The sequence below is a fragment of the Rhizobium sullae genome, assembly GCF_900169785.1.
In the GTDB taxonomy this organism is placed as follows: Bacteria; Pseudomonadota; Alphaproteobacteria; order Rhizobiales; family Rhizobiaceae; genus Rhizobium; species Rhizobium sullae.
In genome coordinates this window covers 100,168-117,840 of sequence record NZ_FWER01000009.1, presented here as the reverse complement: position 1 = coordinate 117,840, position 17,673 = coordinate 100,168, and the positions used below count along the sequence as shown (strand labels likewise).

At 60.5% G+C, this 17,673-nt stretch carries 18 protein-coding genes; 8 read left to right on the top strand and 10 right to left on the bottom strand.

What is annotated here, in order from left to right; genetic code table 11:
• Nucleotides 1-3: 3 nt before the first annotated feature.
• Together BN1800_RS09995 and BN1800_RS09990 are read right to left on the bottom strand one after the other, a co-directional pair.
• A complete protein-coding gene (locus BN1800_RS09995) occupies nt 4-480 on the bottom strand; it encodes an RbsD/FucU family protein (protein ID WP_086996896.1) in 477 nt (158 codons plus the stop codon).
• A complete protein-coding gene (locus BN1800_RS09990; RefSeq protein WP_086996893.1) occupies nt 464-1,711 on the bottom strand; it encodes an ROK family transcriptional regulator in 1,248 nt (415 codons plus the stop codon). The genes BN1800_RS09995 and BN1800_RS09990 overlap by 17 nt, the downstream gene beginning before the upstream one ends.
• 237 nt (nt 1,712-1,948) lie before the next feature.
• On the opposite strand from BN1800_RS09990, the gene BN1800_RS09985 reads away from it, so the two are divergent.
• The 5 genes from BN1800_RS09985 to pyrC all read left to right on the top strand — a co-directional run bounded on the left by BN1800_RS09985 (nt 1,949) and on the right by pyrC (nt 6,725).
• Nucleotides 1,949-2,968 (top strand): sugar ABC transporter substrate-binding protein, encoded by a 1,020-nt coding sequence (locus BN1800_RS09985; protein ID WP_027510753.1) that lies wholly within the window; start codon nt 1,949-1,951, stop codon nt 2,966-2,968.
• Between the two features lie 154 nt (nt 2,969-3,122).
• On the top strand, nt 3,123-4,187 hold the full coding sequence (locus BN1800_RS09980) for an ABC transporter permease (RefSeq protein ID WP_027510752.1): 1,065 nt from the start codon (nt 3,123-3,125) through the stop codon (nt 4,185-4,187).
• A gap of 2 nt (nt 4,188-4,189) precedes the next feature.
• Entirely contained in the window at nt 4,190-4,972 is a 783-nt protein-coding gene (locus tag BN1800_RS09975) for an ATP-binding cassette domain-containing protein (RefSeq protein WP_027510751.1), read from the top strand.
• The gene (locus tag BN1800_RS09970) at nt 4,969-5,595 is read left to right on the top strand and encodes a nucleoside triphosphate hydrolase (RefSeq protein ID WP_027510750.1); all 627 of its coding nucleotides are present in this window, start codon (nt 4,969-4,971) and stop codon (nt 5,593-5,595) included. Before BN1800_RS09975 ends, BN1800_RS09970 begins: the two co-directional genes overlap by 4 nt.
• Nucleotides 5,596-5,684: 89 nt before the next feature.
• Nucleotides 5,685-6,725, top strand: a complete 1,041-nt coding sequence (gene pyrC, locus BN1800_RS09965; protein WP_027510749.1) for a dihydroorotase — start codon at nt 5,685-5,687, stop codon at nt 6,723-6,725.
• Between the two features lie 36 nt (nt 6,726-6,761).
• Here the strand turns inward: pyrC and BN1800_RS09960 are convergent, their stop codons facing one another.
• Together BN1800_RS09960 and BN1800_RS09955 are read right to left on the bottom strand one after the other, a co-directional pair.
• Nucleotides 6,762-7,244 carry an anthrone oxygenase family protein gene (locus BN1800_RS09960; protein WP_086997215.1) on the bottom strand — a complete coding sequence of 161 codons (483 nt, stop codon included), beginning with the start codon at nt 7,242-7,244 and terminating at the stop codon, nt 6,762-6,764.
• A gap of 2 nt (nt 7,245-7,246) precedes the next feature.
• Nucleotides 7,247-8,071 (bottom strand): NmrA family NAD(P)-binding protein, encoded by an 825-nt coding sequence (locus tag BN1800_RS09955; protein WP_086996889.1) that lies wholly within the window; start codon nt 8,069-8,071, stop codon nt 7,247-7,249.
• Between the two features lie 96 nt (nt 8,072-8,167).
• Between BN1800_RS09955 and BN1800_RS09950 the strand changes: the two genes are divergently transcribed.
• The gene (locus tag BN1800_RS09950; protein ID WP_027510746.1) at nt 8,168-8,827 is read left to right on the top strand and encodes a TetR/AcrR family transcriptional regulator; all 660 of its coding nucleotides are present in this window, start codon (nt 8,168-8,170) and stop codon (nt 8,825-8,827) included.
• A 1-nt stretch (nt 8,828) separates the two neighbouring features.
• Here BN1800_RS09950 and BN1800_RS09945 read toward each other — a convergent pair whose 3' ends face one another.
• Complete coding sequence (locus BN1800_RS09945) at nt 8,829-10,100, bottom strand: MgtC/SapB family protein (RefSeq protein WP_086996886.1); 1,272 nt, start codon at nt 10,098-10,100, stop codon at nt 8,829-8,831.
• 154 nt (nt 10,101-10,254) lie between these two features.
• On the opposite strand from BN1800_RS09945, the gene BN1800_RS09940 reads away from it, so the two are divergent.
• Nucleotides 10,255-10,944 carry an orotate phosphoribosyltransferase gene (locus tag BN1800_RS09940; RefSeq protein ID WP_027510744.1) on the top strand — a complete coding sequence of 230 codons (690 nt, stop codon included), beginning with the start codon at nt 10,255-10,257 and terminating at the stop codon, nt 10,942-10,944.
• Nucleotides 10,945-11,034: 90 nt separating this feature from the next.
• The gene (locus BN1800_RS09935) at nt 11,035-11,961 is read left to right on the top strand and encodes a carbohydrate kinase family protein (RefSeq protein ID WP_027510743.1); all 927 of its coding nucleotides are present in this window, start codon (nt 11,035-11,037) and stop codon (nt 11,959-11,961) included.
• A 1-nt stretch (nt 11,962) separates the two neighbouring features.
• On the opposite strand, the gene BN1800_RS09930 is transcribed toward BN1800_RS09935, so the two are convergent.
• The 5 genes from BN1800_RS09930 to BN1800_RS09915 all read right to left on the bottom strand — a co-directional run bounded on the left by BN1800_RS09930 (nt 11,963) and on the right by BN1800_RS09915 (nt 17,592).
• Nucleotides 11,963-12,766: an alpha/beta fold hydrolase gene (locus tag BN1800_RS09930; protein ID WP_027510742.1), complete on the bottom strand. Its 804-nt coding sequence runs from the start codon at nt 12,764-12,766 to the stop codon at nt 11,963-11,965.
• 64 nt (nt 12,767-12,830) lie between these two features.
• The gene (locus BN1800_RS43865) at nt 12,831-12,950 is read right to left on the bottom strand and encodes a hypothetical protein (RefSeq protein ID WP_425298981.1); all 120 of its coding nucleotides are present in this window, start codon (nt 12,948-12,950) and stop codon (nt 12,831-12,833) included.
• Nucleotides 12,947-13,882 carry a HEPN domain-containing protein gene (locus tag BN1800_RS09925; RefSeq protein ID WP_027510741.1) on the bottom strand — a complete coding sequence of 312 codons (936 nt, stop codon included), beginning with the start codon at nt 13,880-13,882 and terminating at the stop codon, nt 12,947-12,949. Before BN1800_RS09925 ends, BN1800_RS43865 begins: the two co-directional genes overlap by 4 nt.
• 246 nt (nt 13,883-14,128) lie before the next feature.
• Nucleotides 14,129-15,754 carry a glucose-6-phosphate isomerase gene (pgi, locus tag BN1800_RS09920; protein WP_086996883.1) on the bottom strand — a complete coding sequence of 542 codons (1,626 nt, stop codon included), beginning with the start codon at nt 15,752-15,754 and terminating at the stop codon, nt 14,129-14,131.
• 137 nt (nt 15,755-15,891) lie between these two features.
• Nucleotides 15,892-17,592: a long-chain fatty acid--CoA ligase gene (locus tag BN1800_RS09915; protein WP_027510739.1), complete on the bottom strand. Its 1,701-nt coding sequence runs from the start codon at nt 17,590-17,592 to the stop codon at nt 15,892-15,894.
• Between the last annotated feature and the right edge of the window lie 81 nt (nt 17,593-17,673).

Sequence of the window (17,673 nt, the reverse complement as noted above, 5' to 3'; positions counted from 1 at the left end):
GCGTCAATAGTCGAAAGGCTCGACGGTCGTCTTGACATGTTCGCCGGCAGCCTTCGGGTAGATGACGCCCTTGCGCAGGATGATGTTGGCGTAGAGGCGCGGCTCGCTCGTCTGAATGACGGCGTGGGCGGCGCGCACACGATTGTAGAAATCCTGGCCGACAAGTGGCGTCACGTCGCGGTGCGGCTCGTGCTTGGCGCAGCAGTCGATCATTTCCTCATGCACGGGATCGAGCTTGTCGCGCTCGGCCTTGACGGTCGAGCGGAAGATCGCCTCAGGCACGAAATCGTCGATCGGCAGCACGCTTAGAACTGCGTCGAGCACCGGCACGATGCCGTGGCCGTCCAGGCGGATCAGCCGCCGCGCATGCTCGACACCCGGATAATTGCCGTCGACGATGGCGATCTCGTCGCCGTGGCCCATCTCGCGCAATGTCGAGAGCAGTTGCGGACTCAAGAGCGGATCAAGTCCCTTCAGCATTTTCAATCTCCTTGAAAAGCACGTTCTGGTCGGTTAGATAGCGCGCAAAAATCGGCAGGCTCGCGCCACCAATCGCGCGCGCTTGCGCGCCCACCACGCCCTCGATGATCTCTGGCATCACAACACCCTGCAGGTCGAGTTTCGCGGCCTCGCGGATTGTCGCGTTCACGATACGCGTGCGCACCCAGCCGGGGAAGCCGCCGTCGATGACGGCAGCGCTGAAATCGACGATCGAGGCAGCGGCAACGACCGCCTGAGCCAGCGCTTTCGCAGTGTCCTGGATCCAGGTTTCCATCGGCTCGCCGAAGTCAACCCAGTCGTTGGCAGAATACCAAAGCGGCTGAGGATCGATGCCTTTCTCGCGCAGCATGTTTTCGAGCACGAAGATCGAGGCGATATCGAGAAGCTGGCGGTTTTCGCCGTTCTTGCCGCGTACCGGAAGCGGTCCGATCGCGCCGGCGGTGCCTGTGCGCCCGGAGAAGATGGCCGAATTGAGGACAATGCCGCCGCCGATGAAAGACCCTATGAAAAAATAGACGAAATCCGGATAGGACGGGCCGACGCCGAAGACGAGCTCCGCACCGCAGGCGCTGGTCGCATCATTTTGCAGATAGACCGGATAAGAAACGCGCGCGGCGACTTCGGCCTGCAGGTCGAACCCGCGCCAGACTTCCATTGCGCCCTCCGGCGCACCGACCTCGTCTGCCCAGTTCCAAAGCTCGAAGGGCGCGGCAATGCCGATTCCTGCGACCCGGCTCCGTTGCCTGTCGCTGAGCCTGCTTTCAAGCTCCCGGATACCGGAAATGATAAAGGCGAGAATTTCGTCCGGTTGCGGATAGGCATATGTCCGGTGCAACTGCATGCGGATGCGTCCGACGAAATCCATCAAAACCAGATCGGCGCTGCGCCGGCCCATCTTTACGCCGAAGGAATTGACGGCGTCGGGATTGAGACGCATCGGGATCGACGGCTGGCCGACGCGGCCGCGAACGGGCTCGCCTCTTGAAAGCAACCCCTCCCTCTCCAGTTCCCTCATGATGACGGAAACGGTTTGAGCAGAAAGGCCGCTGCGGCGTGCGATATCGGCCTTCGAAAGCGAGCCGTAGAGGCGCACCAGCGAAAGGACCAGCCGCTCGTTATAGGCGCGCACCCTGACCTGGTTCGCGCCTCCCGCCGGATTTAGAATTGGTGGTGTGCCCGGCGCGTGCGTCGGACCGTCCAAGGACGACATTGGCCACTCCTCCCGTTCATTGGCCTATGCCCGATTTTTAATCAACATGCCACATGGAATTAATAATTCAATTGGATTTATTTATTGACAAGCGAATTTCTTTTCGTTCTTAATTGCGATCGTCAACAGTATGGGACGGCTTTGGAGGAGGCCTTTGACTGAATCCGCGATGTCGTCCTGTGTCTCAAATTCCGGTTCTGCCATGCGGGAGTTCCGGCTAATCTCTGGGAGGAGTTCATGAAGAAATCAGTTCTGGCTTTCGGCGCGCTTGCACTCGGCGTTGCCTTTTCCGCTCCGGCCATGGCCGCGGATGTTTCCGCCTGCCTCATCACCAAGACGGACACAAATCCGTTCTTCGTCAAGATGAAGGAAGGCGCAACGGCCAAGGCGAAGGAGCTCGGCGTTACGCTGAAGTCCTACGCCGGTAAGATCGACGGCGATAGTGAGAGCCAAGTTGCCGCTATCGAAAGCTGCATTGCCGATGGCGCAAAGGGCATTCTGATCACTGCATCCGATACCAAGGGCATCGTTTCGTCGGTCAAGAAAGCGCGCGACGCCGGCCTGTTGGTCATCGCGCTCGACACGCCGCTCGATCCGGCTGATGCCGCTGACGCGACCTTTGCGACCGACAATCTGCTTGCCGGCAAGCTGATCGGCCAGTGGGCCAAGGAAACACTCGGCGACAAGGCAAAGGACGCCAAGGTCGCCTTCCTCGATCTGACACCGTCGCAGCCGACCGTCGACGTCCTGCGCGATCAGGGCTTCATGATGGGCTTCGGCATCGACACCAAGGACCCGAACAAGATTGGCGATGAGGACGATCCGCGTATCGTCGGTCACGATGTGACCAACGGCAACGAAGAAGGCGGCCGCAAGGCCATGGAAAACCTTCTCCAGAAGGATCCGAGCATCAACGTGATCCACACGATCAACGAGCCGGCCGCTGTTGGTGCCTACCAGGCGCTGAAGGCTGTCGGAATGGAGAGCAATGTGCTGATCGTTTCGGTTGACGGTGGTTGCCCGGGCGTCCAGTCCGTCAAGGACGGCGTCATCGGCGCCACTTCGCAGCAGTACCCGCTGATGATGGCGGCTCTCGGCGTCGAGGCGATCAAGAAGTTCGCCGACAGCGGTGAAAAGCCGAAGCCGACAGAAGGCAAGTCCTTCTTCGACACCGGCGTTTCGCTCGTCACCGACAAGCCGGTTTCCGGCGTCGAATCGATCGACACCAAGGTCGGCACCGACAAGTGCTGGGGCTGAGCCTGGTTCTCTAGCCAAAACACCGGCCGGGGCTTGATCCCCGGCCGCTTTCGACAGACGATAAGCTCTTGCCACAAGAACCGGCGTTCGAAGACCGGAGCAATATGGGCAATAGCTTCCGCGCGCGGTTCGGCGCGAAAGCGGAGGAGGAAAAATGACCGGAGCACAGGACTTCGAACGGGTTCTTGACAGCAGCGACAAGAATGTCGCGTCGTTTGAACACCAGGAAATCTCATTTCTGAAACGTGCGCAGCACTTCCTGCATTCGACGCCGGCAGCGGTGCCGTTGATAGTGCTAGTGCTGGCGATCATCATCTTCGGCATAGCGATCGGCGGGCGGTTCTTCTCGTCCTACACGCTGACGCTTATCCTGCAGCAGATCGCAATCGTCGGTATCCTCGGCGCGGCCCAAACGTTGGTCATCCTGACCGCCGGCATCGATCTTTCGATCGGCGTCATCATGGTCATTTCCGCCGTCATCATGGGCAACTTTGCGATCACTTACGGAATTCCGACGCCGATTGCTGTCATCCTCGGCATGCTGGTTGGCGGCGTATGCGGCCTGCTCAACGGTTTCCTCGTCGCCTACATGAAGCTGCCGCCGTTCATCGTGACGCTCGGCACTTGGAACATCGTCATGGCGACGAATTTCATCTACTCGGCAAACGAGACGATCCGCGATGCGGACGTGGATGCGCAGGCGCCGCTGCTGCATTTCTTCGCGCTCAGTTTCAAGGTCGGCAATGCGGTCCTGACGCTCGGCGTCATCGCGATGGTGCTGCTGGTACTCGGGCTCTGGTATGTTCTCAACCACACGGCCTGGGGTAGGCACGTCTATGCGGTCGGCGATGATCCGGAAGCGGCAAAGCTCTCCGGCATCCAAACCAAGCGCGTGCTGCTCACGGTCTATGCAATCTCGGGCGTCATCGCCGCTTTTGCAGCCTGGGTGTCGATCGGCCGCAACGGCTCCATCTCGCCGTCCTCAGCCGTCACCGATTTTAACCTGCAGGCAATCACCGCGACTGTGATCGGCGGGATCTCGCTCTTCGGCGGCCGCGGCTCCATCCTCGGCACCTTGTTCGGCGCGATGATCGTCGGCGTCGTGTCTATGGGACTCAATATGCTCGGGGCCGACCCCCAATGGAAAGTCCTGCTGACCGGCGTGCTCATCATCGCCGCCGTCGCAATCGACCAGTGGATCAGAAAGGTTTCGGTGTAATCATGGCTGTTGAACCCATCCTTACCGCCCGCGGCCTCGTCAAGCGTTACGGACGCGTCACCGCACTCGACAACGCAGACTTCGACCTCTATCCCGGCGAAATCCTCGCCGTCATCGGCGACAATGGCGCCGGCAAGTCGTCGCTCATCAAGGCGATTTCCGGTGCAGTCACGCCCGACGAAGGCGAGATCACGTTGGAGGGCAAACCGGTGCACTTCAGGTCGCCTATGGAGGCACGTGAGGCGGGCATCGAGACCGTCTATCAGAACCTTGCGCTTTCTCCGGCTCTGTCGATTGCCGACAACATGTTTCTTGGCCGCGAGATCAGAAGGCCGGGCGTGCTCGGCAGCTGGTTCCGCATGCTCGACCGGCCGGCGATGGAAAAGCGCGCCCGCTCGAAGCTCTCGGAGCTGGGTCTGATGACGATCCAGAACATCAATCAGGCGGTCGAAACGCTGTCCGGCGGACAGCGCCAGGGTGTGGCGGTCGCGCGCGCGGCCGCTTTCGGTTCCAAGGTCGTCATCATGGACGAGCCGACAGCCGCACTCGGCGTGAAGGAAAGCCGTCGCGTGCTGGAGTTGATCCTTGACGTAAAGTCCCGCGGCCTGCCGATCGTGCTCATCTCGCACAACATGCCGCATGTCTTCGAAGTCGCCGATCGCATCCACATCCACCGGCTCGGACGCCGCCTGACGGTCATCAATCCGAAGGAATACACCATGTCCGACGCGGTGGCATTCATGACCGGCGCCAAGACTGTTCCGACGGATCCGGTTGCCGCATGAGCGTAACCGTCGGGGAAATCGCCGGCGAGGTTATCAGCCGCGCTGGCGATACCAAGCGCTTCCTGATTGCCATCGCTGGCCCGCCCGGCTCCGGCAAGTCGACCATGGCGGATAATCTCGCCGATGCGTTGAAAGCCAAGAGTGAAAGTGCGGAAGTACTGCCCATGGACGGCTTTCACATGGACAATGCGATCCTCATCGAACGCGGCCTGCTCGCCCGCAAGGGCATCCCGGAGACGTTCGATGTGCGCGGCTTCCTCGATATCATCCGCGCCGTCAAGCGCGCCGACCAGGAGGTGCTGATCCCGGTCTTCGACCGGTCGCGCGAGATCGCCATCGCGTCGGCCCGCGTCGTGTCGCCGGAGCACCGCTTCATCATCGTCGAGGGCAACTACCTTCTGTTCAACCAAGGCAAATGGGCGGAGCTTGAGGGCATCTTCGACTACTCCATTATGCTTGCCCCGCCGATCGAGGTGCTGGAAGGGCGGCTCTGGGCCCGCTGGCGCGGCTATAAGCTGACAGAAGAGCAAGCAAGCGCCAAGGTCTATGGCAATGACCTGCCGAATGGCAGGCTCATCCTGGAAAACCGCCGTCCTGCCGACGTAACGCTCGAAATCGCCTGACAATTAAAGCGGCAAAATGTTTGCCATAAGCCGTGCCGGGGTGATAATGCGCGGGCAGGATTTAAAAGCCGCCCTGCCGGAGTTAGCGCATGCAGTCCCTCACCATCCGCCGCCCTGACGATTGGCACCTGCATCTGCGCGACGGCGCTATGCTTGAAGGTGTGATCGGCGATACCAGCCGCAACTTTGCGCGCGCCATCATCATGCCGAACCTCGTTCCGCCGGTCGTGACGACGGCGGATGCGAAAGCCTATCGCGAGCGGATCATGAAGGCACTGCCGGCCGGTGATCGCTTCGAGCCGCTGATGACGCTCTATCTAACGGAGCATACGAGCGCCGATGATGTCGAGGAAGGCAAGAAAAGCGGACTGATCACGGCGGTGAAACTTTATCCGGCGGGTGCGACCACCAATTCCCATAGTGGCGTGGGTGACATGGAAAAGGCCATGCCAGTGCTGGAGCGGATGGCGAAGATCGGCCTGCCGCTTTGCGTGCATGGCGAAGTCACGACGCCGGAGGTCGATATCTTCGACCGCGAGGCAGTGTTTATCGAGACCGTCCTCGATCCCTTGCGCAAGCGCCTGCCGGAATTGAAGGTCACGATGGAACACGTGACAACGGCGGACGGCATCGACTACATCAAGTCGTCAAAAGCCAATCTCGCCGGCTCCATCACCACGCACCACCTGATCATCAACCGAAACGCGATCCTCGTCGGCGGCATTCGGCCGCATTACTACTGCCTGCCCGTCGCCAAGCGCGAAAACCACCGCCTGGCGCTGCGCGCGGCCGCCGTGAGCGGCGACAAGCGCTTCTTCCTCGGCACGGATTCGGCGCCGCATATCGACCCGCTGAAGGAGTGCGCCTGCGGCTGTGCCGGGATCTATACTTCGATCAACACGATGAGCTGCCTCGCCCATGCTTTTGAGCAGGAAGAGGCGCTCGACAAGCTCGAAGCCTTCGCCTCGCTGAACGGCCCGGGCTGGTATGGTTTGCCGCCGAACGAAGAGCTCATCACGCTGGTGAAGCGTGAAGTGCCTGTGACATTTCCGGAAAAAATCGAAACCGGAGCCGGAACCGTGACGGTGTTCGATCCGATGTTCCCGCTACACTGGGATGTCGAACGCTGAGAACGGGCGGGGAGGAGCAACGCCCTCCCGCTTTCTTCAAAGGACCATCAAGGCGCGAACGAAGGCGATTGCGGAAAGCAGCGATGCTATCGTGCGGACGTGGTTCCACCAGGTCCAGTCCTTCAGATAGGTATTCCAGACGCTGACGGCTTCCGCGCCGTTGCCGCTGACCTTTGCTAGCGCGTCGTTCATCGGCACATTGAAGACGATCGTCGAGATGAAGGATGCGATGACATAGAGGCTGGCACCAGCCAGCATCCAGACGCCAGAGCCTCCACGCCAGTCGATAATGGCCAGGACGGCGATCAGAACGCAGAGGATGGCGGTCGGAACGAAGATCAGCATGAACGGCGAGCGCACGATCGTGACGTTGATCGAATTCATTGCCGCGATGCCCTGTTCCGGTGGAATACGGGAAAAGGCGGTCATGATGAAGGTCGAGAAGGCAAAGAAGATGCCGGCGACAATTCCGCTGCCGATCGCAGCGGCGACGAGCGCAAGAATGAGGATCATTCCCATGTTCATGCCCCCCATATGCCGGTCGCCGCGGTTTCGCGGGCATATTGGCTGAAGTCTTTCGGCGGCCGCCCGAGGATTTCGGCAACACCGTTCATGACGCGCGAATTGCGGCCGTCGAGAACCTTGCCGAAGAGCTCCTCGAGAAGATCAATCGTTCCTGCCGGCACGCCGGTCGCGGAAAGCCCGGCCTTGAAGTCTCCCATGGAAACCTGGCGATAGCGGATTGTCCGGCCGGTTGCCGTCGCAATCTCCGACACCGCCTCGCGGAAGGTGAGCGCGCGTGGCCCGGTCAATTCGTAGGTCTTGCCGAGGTGGCGCGGGTCGGTCAGTGCGGCAAGGGCAGCATCGGCAATGTCGTCGGCATCGGTGAAGGGCTCCTTTACCTCGCCCGCAGGCAGAGCCAGCTCTCCCGCGACAATCGATTCCACGAACGCGCCTTCGCTGAAGTTCTGGCAGAACCAGGAGGCGCGAAGGATCGTGTAGCCGATGCCGGAGGCCTTGAGCATCTCTTCGCTGCGTTCCGCGCCGTCTTCGCCGCGGCCGGAGAGCAACACGATGTGCCGCAAGCCCGAATCGGCGGCCGCCTTCGCTAAGGCGCCAATGGCGTCGGCGGCCCAGCTCACGGCGAGATCAGGTTGAAAGGTGACATAGGCGCTGGTGGCGCCCTCAAGCGCCGCCGACCAGGTCGCTCTGTTCTCCCAATCAAAAGGGCGTGTGCTGGAGCGCGAAGCGAAGCGCGATTTGGTACCGTGCTTTTCGAGCCGGGCGGCGACGCGACCGCCGGTTTTCCCCGAGCCGCCGACAAGGATGATTTCGGAATTCTGCATTGGACTGCTCCTTCCATAGAATGAGAGAAAATCTCTTATTTGCATAATGAGATAAACTCTCTTATTTTCTCCGTCAATAGAAAAATGGAGTGCCGAATGCCAGAACAGACCGCAGTTAGGCGTAAAAGAGGATTGCAGTCGGCCGGCCAGCCACGCCGAATCCCGCGCCAGCAGCGTGGGCGGGAACGTTTCGAGAAGATCCTGTCGGTGGCAATGGAACTGATCGAAAAGAACGGCAGCGACGCCCTGAAGATGAGCGAAATCGTTGAAAAGGCGGAGCTTTCCTTCGGCGCTCTTTATCAGTATTTCCCGGACAAGAGTTCCATCATCCGGACGCTTGCCGAACGCTTCAACGAGCAGGGCAGGAACTGCGTAGAAGAAGAGCTGGCCAAGGTGACGAGCGCCGAAGCGCTGCAGCGGGCGCTCTGCAACGTCGTCGATCAGTATTGTGATTTCTTCCGCAGAGAACCGGTCATGCGCGACATCTGGCATGCGACCCAGGCCGACAAGCTGCTGCAGCAAGTCGATGCCGAAGACATGGAATTCCACTCGCAAAGACTGTTTGAGGTTTTGGAAAAACTGTGGCCGGAGCGTGAAGGAGGCGAATTGCTGGCGATTGCGCGGCTGACGATGCATTTGCTTGCGGCCGCCGTGCGTTATTCGATCTCGGTCGGCGAGGAGGAGGGGCGGACCGCGATCGCGCTCTACAAAAGGATGCTGCCGGCCGATATCGGCCGGCTTCTCGACAGCCCGTGATTTAGTCGGGCATGAAGCTGCGGAGCATGAGATAGGCGATTGCTCCCATGGCGACGGCGACCGCTGACGCCAATGCCAAGGCTACACCATATTCCCGCTTGCCGGCGGTGAAGGCCAGCACCGCCTTTGTCACGACATTGACAGCGACGGCTATGAGGATGACGTCGGCGGCGGTTTTGGCATTGATCGCCGTGCCCATAAGGCGCGCCGTCGAAAGTGTGATGGCGTCCACATCGACCAGCCCGGAGATCGCGGCCACGGCGTAAAGTGCCGACGCGCCGATATAATCGATTGCCATCTTTGAAATCAGGGTGATCAACCCAAGCAGCGCGGCAAAGGAGAAGACCATGCGCAGTTCGAACGGGTTCTTCAGCTCAATTTCCGGCACCTCCGTCGCGGAGCCGGAGCGCCAGACCCAGAAGAAACCCGCAATCAGGAAGCCGATGATCGCCGGGATCAGGCCGGCCGCAAGCGGAGGAATCAAATCGAGCGACAAGGCGCCGCCGATGACAAGGACGCGGGCAAAGGACAAGGCGCCAGCGACGGCCGCTCCGGCCGCCAGGTGCGTCGAACCCTGAGGCGCCTGCTTGGAATAGCGGGCGAAGGAGAGCGTCAGCGCAGTGGAAGAAACCAGTCCCCCGGCTGCGCCCGCCAGCAGAATACCGCGGCCCGTGCCGGTCAGTTTGATGGCGACATAGCCGGCAAAGGAAAGCGCGGCGATGGTAATGGTCAGCACCCATAGGGAGAAGGGGTTGAGCGCCCCCCAAGGATCGAGCGGCCTGTCCGGCAGCAGCGGCAAAGCAACCACGGTCATGGCAAGCAGCACCAGCGCAGAGCGAAGCTCCGGCCAGGTCAAACCTCTCAAAAAGCCATGCAGGCTGTGGCGCGCCGCAAGAATTATGGTCATCACGACGCCGCTTGCAGCCGCAGTCACGATGTCGCCGACAGCCGCGAGTACGCCGAGGCCGAAAACCGCCAGCGCGGCCACGACCGAGGTTATGCTGTAATCTTCGTCTTCCTGCGTCTCCTGCCAATTCCCGGCGATATAGGCAAGGCCGAGCAGCGCCGCGACCGTCGCCGGCAGGAAGGGGCCGACTATCGAATTCAGTGTCCCGGCTATTCCGCCGAGAAAACCCGTAAGGGCGAATGTGCGGATGCCCGCGGTCCTGCCGCCCGCCCGGACCTCGCGCTCCCGCCAGCCCCGCTCGACGCCGACAAGCAGGCCAATCGCAAGCGCGACACCGAGACGCTGAAAGATTTCGATATGTTCCATGGCCTAACGATATTCCTGTTGCGCCATCGCACAATCCGAAATGTTTGAAAGAGTTGACGCATTCATTGCTATTCTTGACGCCGGCCCACCGCAGTTCTGGAATCTTTGCGCGCTTGCTGCTATTGCCTCATGGATTTAAGCGAAGGAGAGAGCGATGCCCTTGACGACTTTTCCCGACCGCGCCGTCATGGCCGAACTGGTGGCGAAGATGCTCTGGGAGATCAAGGCGGTCCATTTCAACGCCGCTCAGCCCTACAAGCTCTCCTCCGGCATGGCGAGTCCTGTCTATATCGATTGCCGCAAGCTGCTCTCTTTCCCGCGCATCCGTTCCACGGTGATGGATTTTGCCGCAGGCGTCGTCCTTCGTGACGCCGGTTTCGAACAGTTTGATTGCATCGCCGGCGGCGAGACGGCAGGCATTCCCTTCGCCGCGCTGCTTGCCGACCGACTCGGCCTGCCGATGATCTATGTCCGCAAACAGCCGAAGGGTCATGGTCGCAATGCGCAGATCGAAGGCAATATGCCGGAAGGTTCGCGCGTCCTTGTCATCGAGGATCTGACGACGGCGGGCGGCAGCATGTTCAAGTTCATCGATGCCGTCCGCGCGGCTGGCGGCATCGTTGATCACGGCATTGCACTCTTCTACTACGGCATCTTTGACGAAGGCGCGCTGCGCTTTGCTGACGGGAAGGTGAAGCTGCACTACATCGCTACCTGGCGCGACGTTCTGGCTGTTGCGAAAGCACAGGAGCTTTTCGACGAGAAGACGCTCAGCGAAGTGGAAGCCTTCCTCGACGCGCCGCTCGCCTGGTCCGGCCGCAACGGCGGCGTTTCGTCGCTTTAACGGCAGATCGACGAAGTGCGGCTTTGCTTTTGCCACGAAATTATCTAATCGATTTGAAGATCGAAATTCACCATACGTTGGGAGGCCGGAATGATTTTGTGCTGTGGCGAAGCGTTGATCGACATGCTGCCGCGGGAGACGACGCTCGGCGAGAAGAGCTTCGCGCCCTATGCCGGCGGAGCGATCTTCAACACGGCGATTGCGCTCGGCAGGCTTGGCGTTCCGACGTCCTTCTTTACCGGCATCGCCGATGACATGATGGGCGATATCCTGCGCGAGACTCTAGTCGCCAGCAATGTCGATTTCAGCCTTTGCGCCATATCGGCCCGCCCGTCGACGCTCGCATTCGTTAAGCTGGTGAACGGTCAGGCGACTTATGCCTTCTACGATGAAGGCACGGCCGGCCGCATGATCACCACAGACGACCTGCCGCTCCTCGGCGACGATTGTGAGGCGCTGCATTTCGGCGCGATCAGCCTGATCCCGAGCCCCTGCGGCGAAACCTACGAAGCGCTGCTCGATCGTGAGGCGGGAAAGCGCGTCATCTCGCTCGATCCGAACATCCGCCCAGGCTTCATCAAGAACAAGGAAGCCCACATGGCGCGCATCAAGCGCATGGCGGCGAAGGCCGATATCGTCAAGTTCTCCGACGAGGATCTCGAATGGTTCGGCCTCGAAGGTAGCCATGACGATCTGGCGGCCTACTGGCTGAAGCATGGCGCCAAGCTCGTCGTCATCACCAAGGGCGCGGAGGGCGCGGAGGGCTACACCAAGGATCGCAAGGTCGTTGTGGCGAGCCAGCGCGTCACCGTCGTTGATACTGTCGGCGCTGGCGACACCTTCGATGCCGGAATTCTCGCTTCGCTTAAGATGGATAATCTGCTGACCAAGGGCCAGGTTGCCTCCCTCGACGAAAAGGCGCTGCACAACGCTCTGTCGCTTGGGGCGAAGGCCGCGGCCGTCACCGTTTCGCGTGCCGGCGCCAACCCGCCCTGGGCGCACGAAATCGGCCTTTGAGCTACGCAAGCCGATCAAGAAAGCCGATCACTTCACGATTAAAGTGCTCGGGCCGCTGCAATGGCGCGAAGTGGCCGGCATCGGGCAGCAGGATGAGCTCTGCATCAGGGATGGTGCGCGCGAGATAGTCGGCATGCTCGGGCTTAATGAATTCGTCGCGCTCACCCAGCACGACCGCGACTGGCACCTTGATCCGCTCGAGATCGCTCGCTGTGTAGTTGGGCTCGGTCGCCATCATCCTGCTGACATCCTGAACAAAGGTATCGAACTGATCGGGCGTTGCCGATAGTGCCTGATAGTCCTTCCTGTGTCGGCTGAAGCAGCGATCGATGACCGGTGTCGCAACAAACTCTTTCGTGCCGTTCGGATCCATATTGCACGCGAAGAAGAAGACGCCGAAGACGCGGTCCGGATGCTGATCGGCAAGGATGAGCGCGGTGCAGGCGCCATCGCTCCAGCCGACGAGGGCTGCTTTGGCAAGCTCTAAATGATCCATGACCGCAAGGACGTCCGAAGCCATCAGCTCGTATTTATAGGGCTGGCTATCGCGGGTGCTGCGGCCATGCCCACGGCTGTCGATGACCACGACCTGCCGGCCGGACTCGATTAGTGCCGGCACTTGGTAGCCCCAATTGCCGCTGTTACCAAGCCCGCCATGCAGTAGGACCACCGCAGGACCGGCCCCGTAAGTGGCGTACCAGATACTGGCACCATCATGCTCGACGAAACCTGCGGATGCTACGGCCGGCAGCGGCTGCGCGCCCTCTGCCTCAAAAATCTTGAGCTCGTCGTCCATCACACTCATTTGGCTCTCCCTTCCTGATACAGACGATCAGATGTGGCGCGTTTCGACAGCTTCAAATGAAAAATCACAGATCCGATCCAGTGTCTTGAAGCACGATCCGATAGCCGTCATGTCCTTCGAATGTCAGACCGATATGGTCCCAGAACGGATTTGCACCGCTCAACATCGCGAGATCGGGCTTCATGAGCCGAGCCGCTCCTGGCAGATCATCTCCACCAGCGCCTGCAAGTCCTTCACGTGGGTGACAAGCCATTGCAGCTCCTCATCGCTGATCGTGTATTTCGACGAATATCGCGCCTCGACATAGGCCCGCGACAACAGCTCAAAGCAGCGGCGGGCAAAACGGCTGTCGCGTGGCCAGGCGGACACCAGCCGCGCATCGGCGCTTTCAGCTTGCGAACGCAGCACCCTGATGCGGTGAGACTTCGGGCTGTAGAGGGTTAGGGTCAGTAAGACGCAGTGATATGCACGCTCGGTCGCTTGGTGAAGCATGAACGCGCCGTCCCGCCAGATCTTTTGCCCAAGCATCAGTTCGGCCCCGGTAAGAGCCTCGATTGACAGCTGATACCACTGATCGAAATACCGCTGAGCTTCAGCCTTTGCCTCCTCTGGTGTCAGCGCCTTCGGCTGGGCGAGGGGATGGCCTGGCTCCTCGTAGAGCACGATGCCATCCCTGGCGATGTCGGTGAAAAACGGCCGGCCGCGTGCCAGCTGGTCGTTGACGTCTGCCAGGCAGTGGACGATCGGGATCACTGGCGTTTCGATCCGATGGCTGATCTGCTCCTGCAACAGCCGTTCTTCCAGCGCCTCCCACAGCTCATGCTCCTCGGCAAAGCTCTTGGTGTTGACGACGATCAGAAGATCATAGTCGGAACGGTAGCCGCTTGAGCGATCCTCGACCCAGTCGCCGCGGGCGTACGAGCCGTAGAGCAGCACCATGAGCACCTTGCCGGCCGCCTTCTTTCCGGACAGCTTGGTGGCGCGGAACTGCTCGACCTCGAAAAACAGGATCTGCAGAACCCGGGCAAGCTCTCGGCGCTTCTTGTCGGGCAGGTGGTCGAGATGGTCTGTCAGGGTCACGGCCGCGTCAAAGCCTTCGGTGGGAATCGTATCCATCGTAGCGGCTCATCGGTTGTTGCACATATAAACTCTTTACGCGAATGCTTCAAATATTACAACCAGGTTTCGGCGCAGGCGAAAGTATTACCGATTGTCTTCGGCACCAAACGTCACTGTCGCCGGCTTCTCACCTGGTTCGGATCAACGCCTGCCACTCGGCGAGATACGTCCGCATATGTCACTCTGGGAGGAGGAGCCGACTGCCATCTCCCCTGGGGTGCAACCCGAAGGATCGGAGTGATCTTACGTGGCGAGCTTCGTCAATGCTGCAACAAGCCCCTGGGTCGAGGAATCGTGCCCTGCCGCGCTCTCTTTGCCTTCGATGACCGGTAGCAGGCCGGTCGCCAGTTCCTTGCCGAGCTCGACGCCCCATTGGTCGAAGGAGTTGATGCGGAAGAGCACGCCTTCGACGAAGACACGGTGCTCATAGAGCGCAATCAGGCGGCCGAGCGCATAGGGCGTCAGCTTATCGTAGACGAACGTGATCGAAGGCCGGTTGCCGGTGAAGACCCGGTGTGGCGCGATGAAATCTGCCTTCTTGTCGTCCATGCCCTTGGCTGTGAGCTGCGCTTTGGCTTCCTCGAAGGTGCGGCCCTTCATGAGCGCTTCGGACTGTGCCAGGCAGTTCGCCATTAGCAATTGGTGCTGGTGGCGCAGCTCCGGCTCGAAGGCGTTGGCGGCGATCATGAATTCACTGGGAATGATGCTCGTTCCCTGGTGGATGAGTTGGAAGAAGGCGTGCTGGCCGTTGGTCCCAGGCTCGCCCCAGACCACCGGACCGGAATTGTTCTCGACCGGCGTGCCGTCGATCGTCACACCCTTGCCGTTGGATTCCATGTCGAGCTGCTGCAGATATGCCGGAAAGCGTGAAAGGCGCTGGTCATAGGGCAGGATGGCGCGGGTGGAATAACCCAGGACATTGCGATGGAAGAAGCCGACGAGGCCGAGCAGCATCGGCAGGTTTTCGGTAACCGGTGCCTTACGGAAGTGGTTGTCCATAGCATGCGCGCCGTCAAGGAACTTGCCGAAGTTTTCCGGTCCGATCGCGATCATTAGCGGCAGGCCGATGGCCGACCAGATGGAATAGCGCCCGCCGACCCAGTCCCAGAATCCGAAGACGCGTTCGCTGTCGATGCCGAAGGCGGCAACCTTGTCGAGCGCCGTTGAGACGGCGGCGAAATGGTGCTGCACCGCAGCCTCACCCAGCACCTTGGCGATGAAGTTGCGCGCCGTCTGCGCATTGGTCATCGTCTCGATCGTCGTGAAGGTCTTCGAGGCAATGATGAAGAGCGTCGTTTCCGGCTGAACCTGCTTCAGGATATCGGCGATGTGGGCGCCGTCGATGTTGGAGACGAAATGCGCGCGCGGGCCATCATGGAAGGGCGCGAGCGCCAACGTCGCCATGACCGGGCCGAGGTCCGAGCCGCCAATGCCGATATTGATGACGTCGGTTATCTGCTTGCCCGTCGCACCCTTCAGCGCGCCGGAGCGGACGCCGTCGGCGAACTTGCCCATGGCGGCGAGAACGCCGTTGACATCCGGCGTCACGTCTTTGCCATCCACGAGCACGGGCGTGTTGGAGCGGTTGCGAAGCGCTGTGTGCAGAACGGCGCGGTCTTCCGTGAAGTTGATCGCCTTGCCGGAAAACATTTCCTCGCGCTTCTTCTCTACACCGCCTTCTTCAGCGAGCTTGACGAGAAGCGCCAGGATTTCGCCGTTCATGGCAGTCTTCGAATAGTCCATCAAAAGGTCGTCAAGCGAGGCGGTGAAGCGCGTGAAGCGCTGAGGATCGGCCGCGAAGGCAGCGCGGATATCGGTTGCCTTCGTGGCGGCCGCAGTGTTCTTCAGCTGTTCGACGATGGCGTTCATGGGAGGCTCCTTGAAGGCGGAAAGGGTTGCGGAAACTATTCGCTTTGTAGGGCGCAAATCAAGTTCAGCCACCGCCGGAATGCAAAAAAGCCACCCGCACCAGGCGGGATGGCTCTAAATTTCATGCAGGTGTCAAATCAGCCGCGCAGATCCTTGCGCAGAATTTTGCCGACCGGCGATTTCGGCAGTTCGGTGCGGAATTCGATATGGCGGGGACGCTTGTAGTTGGTAAGGTTGGCGGCGCAATGGGCTCTCACATCGGCCTCAGTCAGCGCCGGGTCTCTCCGCACTACGAAGAGTTTCACCGCTTCGCCGGAATGGCCGTCCGGCACGCCGATTGCGGCGGCCTCGACGATGCCCGGGTGCATGGCGGCGACTTCCTCGACCTCGTTCGGATAGACGTTGAAGCCGGAAACCAGGATCATGTCCTTCTTGCGGTCGACGATCTTGGTGTAGCCGCGCTCGTCCATGAAGCCCATGTCGCCGCTACGGAAAAAGCCGTCCGCCGTCATCACCTTCGCGGTCTCCTCCGGCTTCTGCCAGTAGCCGGCCATCACCTGCGGCCCCCGGATGCAGATTTCGCCGATCTCGCCCAGCGGCAGGGAATTGCCGTTTTCGTCGCGGATGTCGATCTCGGTAGAGGGGAGAGGCAAGCCGATCGAACCGGTGAATTCCGGCGAATCGAAGCGGTTGGCCGTTGCGACCGGCGAGGTCTCGGAAAGGCCGTAGCCCTCGGTGATATGCGAGCCCGTCATCTTCAGCCAGCGCTCGGCGACCGGCCGCTGCACCGCCATGCCGCCGCCAAGCGACATGATGAGCGAGGAGAAATCGAGCTTGGCAAAATCGGCATTGTTCATCAGCGCGTTGAAAAGCGTATTGAGGCCGGGGAAGATATGGACGTTCGACTTGCCGAATTCCTTGACGAAGCCCGGAATGTCACGCGGATTGGCGATCAGGATGTTGTGCGCGCCGAGCGACATGCCCATAAGCGAATTCACCGTCAGCGCGAAGATGTGATAAAGCGGCAGCGCGCACATGAAATTCAGCACGTCCGGCTGCTTCTTGAGCTCGAAGGCGGATTTCAGCCAGAGCTGCAGCTGCCGCTTGTTGGCAAGAAGGTTCTGGTGCGTCAGCACCGCTCCCTTGGCTACGCCCGTGGTGCCGCCGGTATATTGAAGAAAGGCGATATCGCTGCCCTTGATGGCCGGCGGTTGTAGCGGCCTGCGTGCGCCTTCGCTTAGTATCTGCTTGAATGTCTTGTGCTGCGGGATCGACCAGGAAGGAACCAGCTTTTTCACCTTGCGGACGACGAGATTGACGATCAATCCCTTTGGGCCCAGCATTTCCCCAAGCGAAGTCACCACCACATGGCGCACATCGGTCTTTGCCAGTACCTGTTCCACCGTGCGGGCGAAGTTCTCCAATACGAAGATCGCCTTCGCGCCTGAATCGCCCAGCTGGTGTTCCAGTTCACGCGGCGTATAGAGCGGATTGACATTCACGACGACCAGGCCTGCGCGCAGGATGCCGTAAACCGCGATAGGGTTCTGCAGCACGTTCGGCATCATCACGGCCACCCGATCGCCTTTCTGAAGACCGGTGCCTTGCAGCCAGGCGGCAACTTTGCGCGTCTGCTCTCCGAGCTCTCGATACGTGAGCGCCTTGCCCATGCTCGAAAATGCAACGCGATTCGCATAATTCTCGCAGGATTTTTGCAGCAGCTCCGCCAGCGATTCGTGTTCCGGCGGCGGCAGTTCGGCCGGAACGACCGCTGGATATGTGGCAAGCCAGGGCTTTTCCCGCTCTGCGCCACCCGGGTGGACGGAAATGCTGCTCATCGTGTCTCTCTCCCTACCCGGCCACGGATGCCGGTCTGCGGCTGCCGGTCGGATGATCCTCCATCCTCCGAAGGGCAGCTT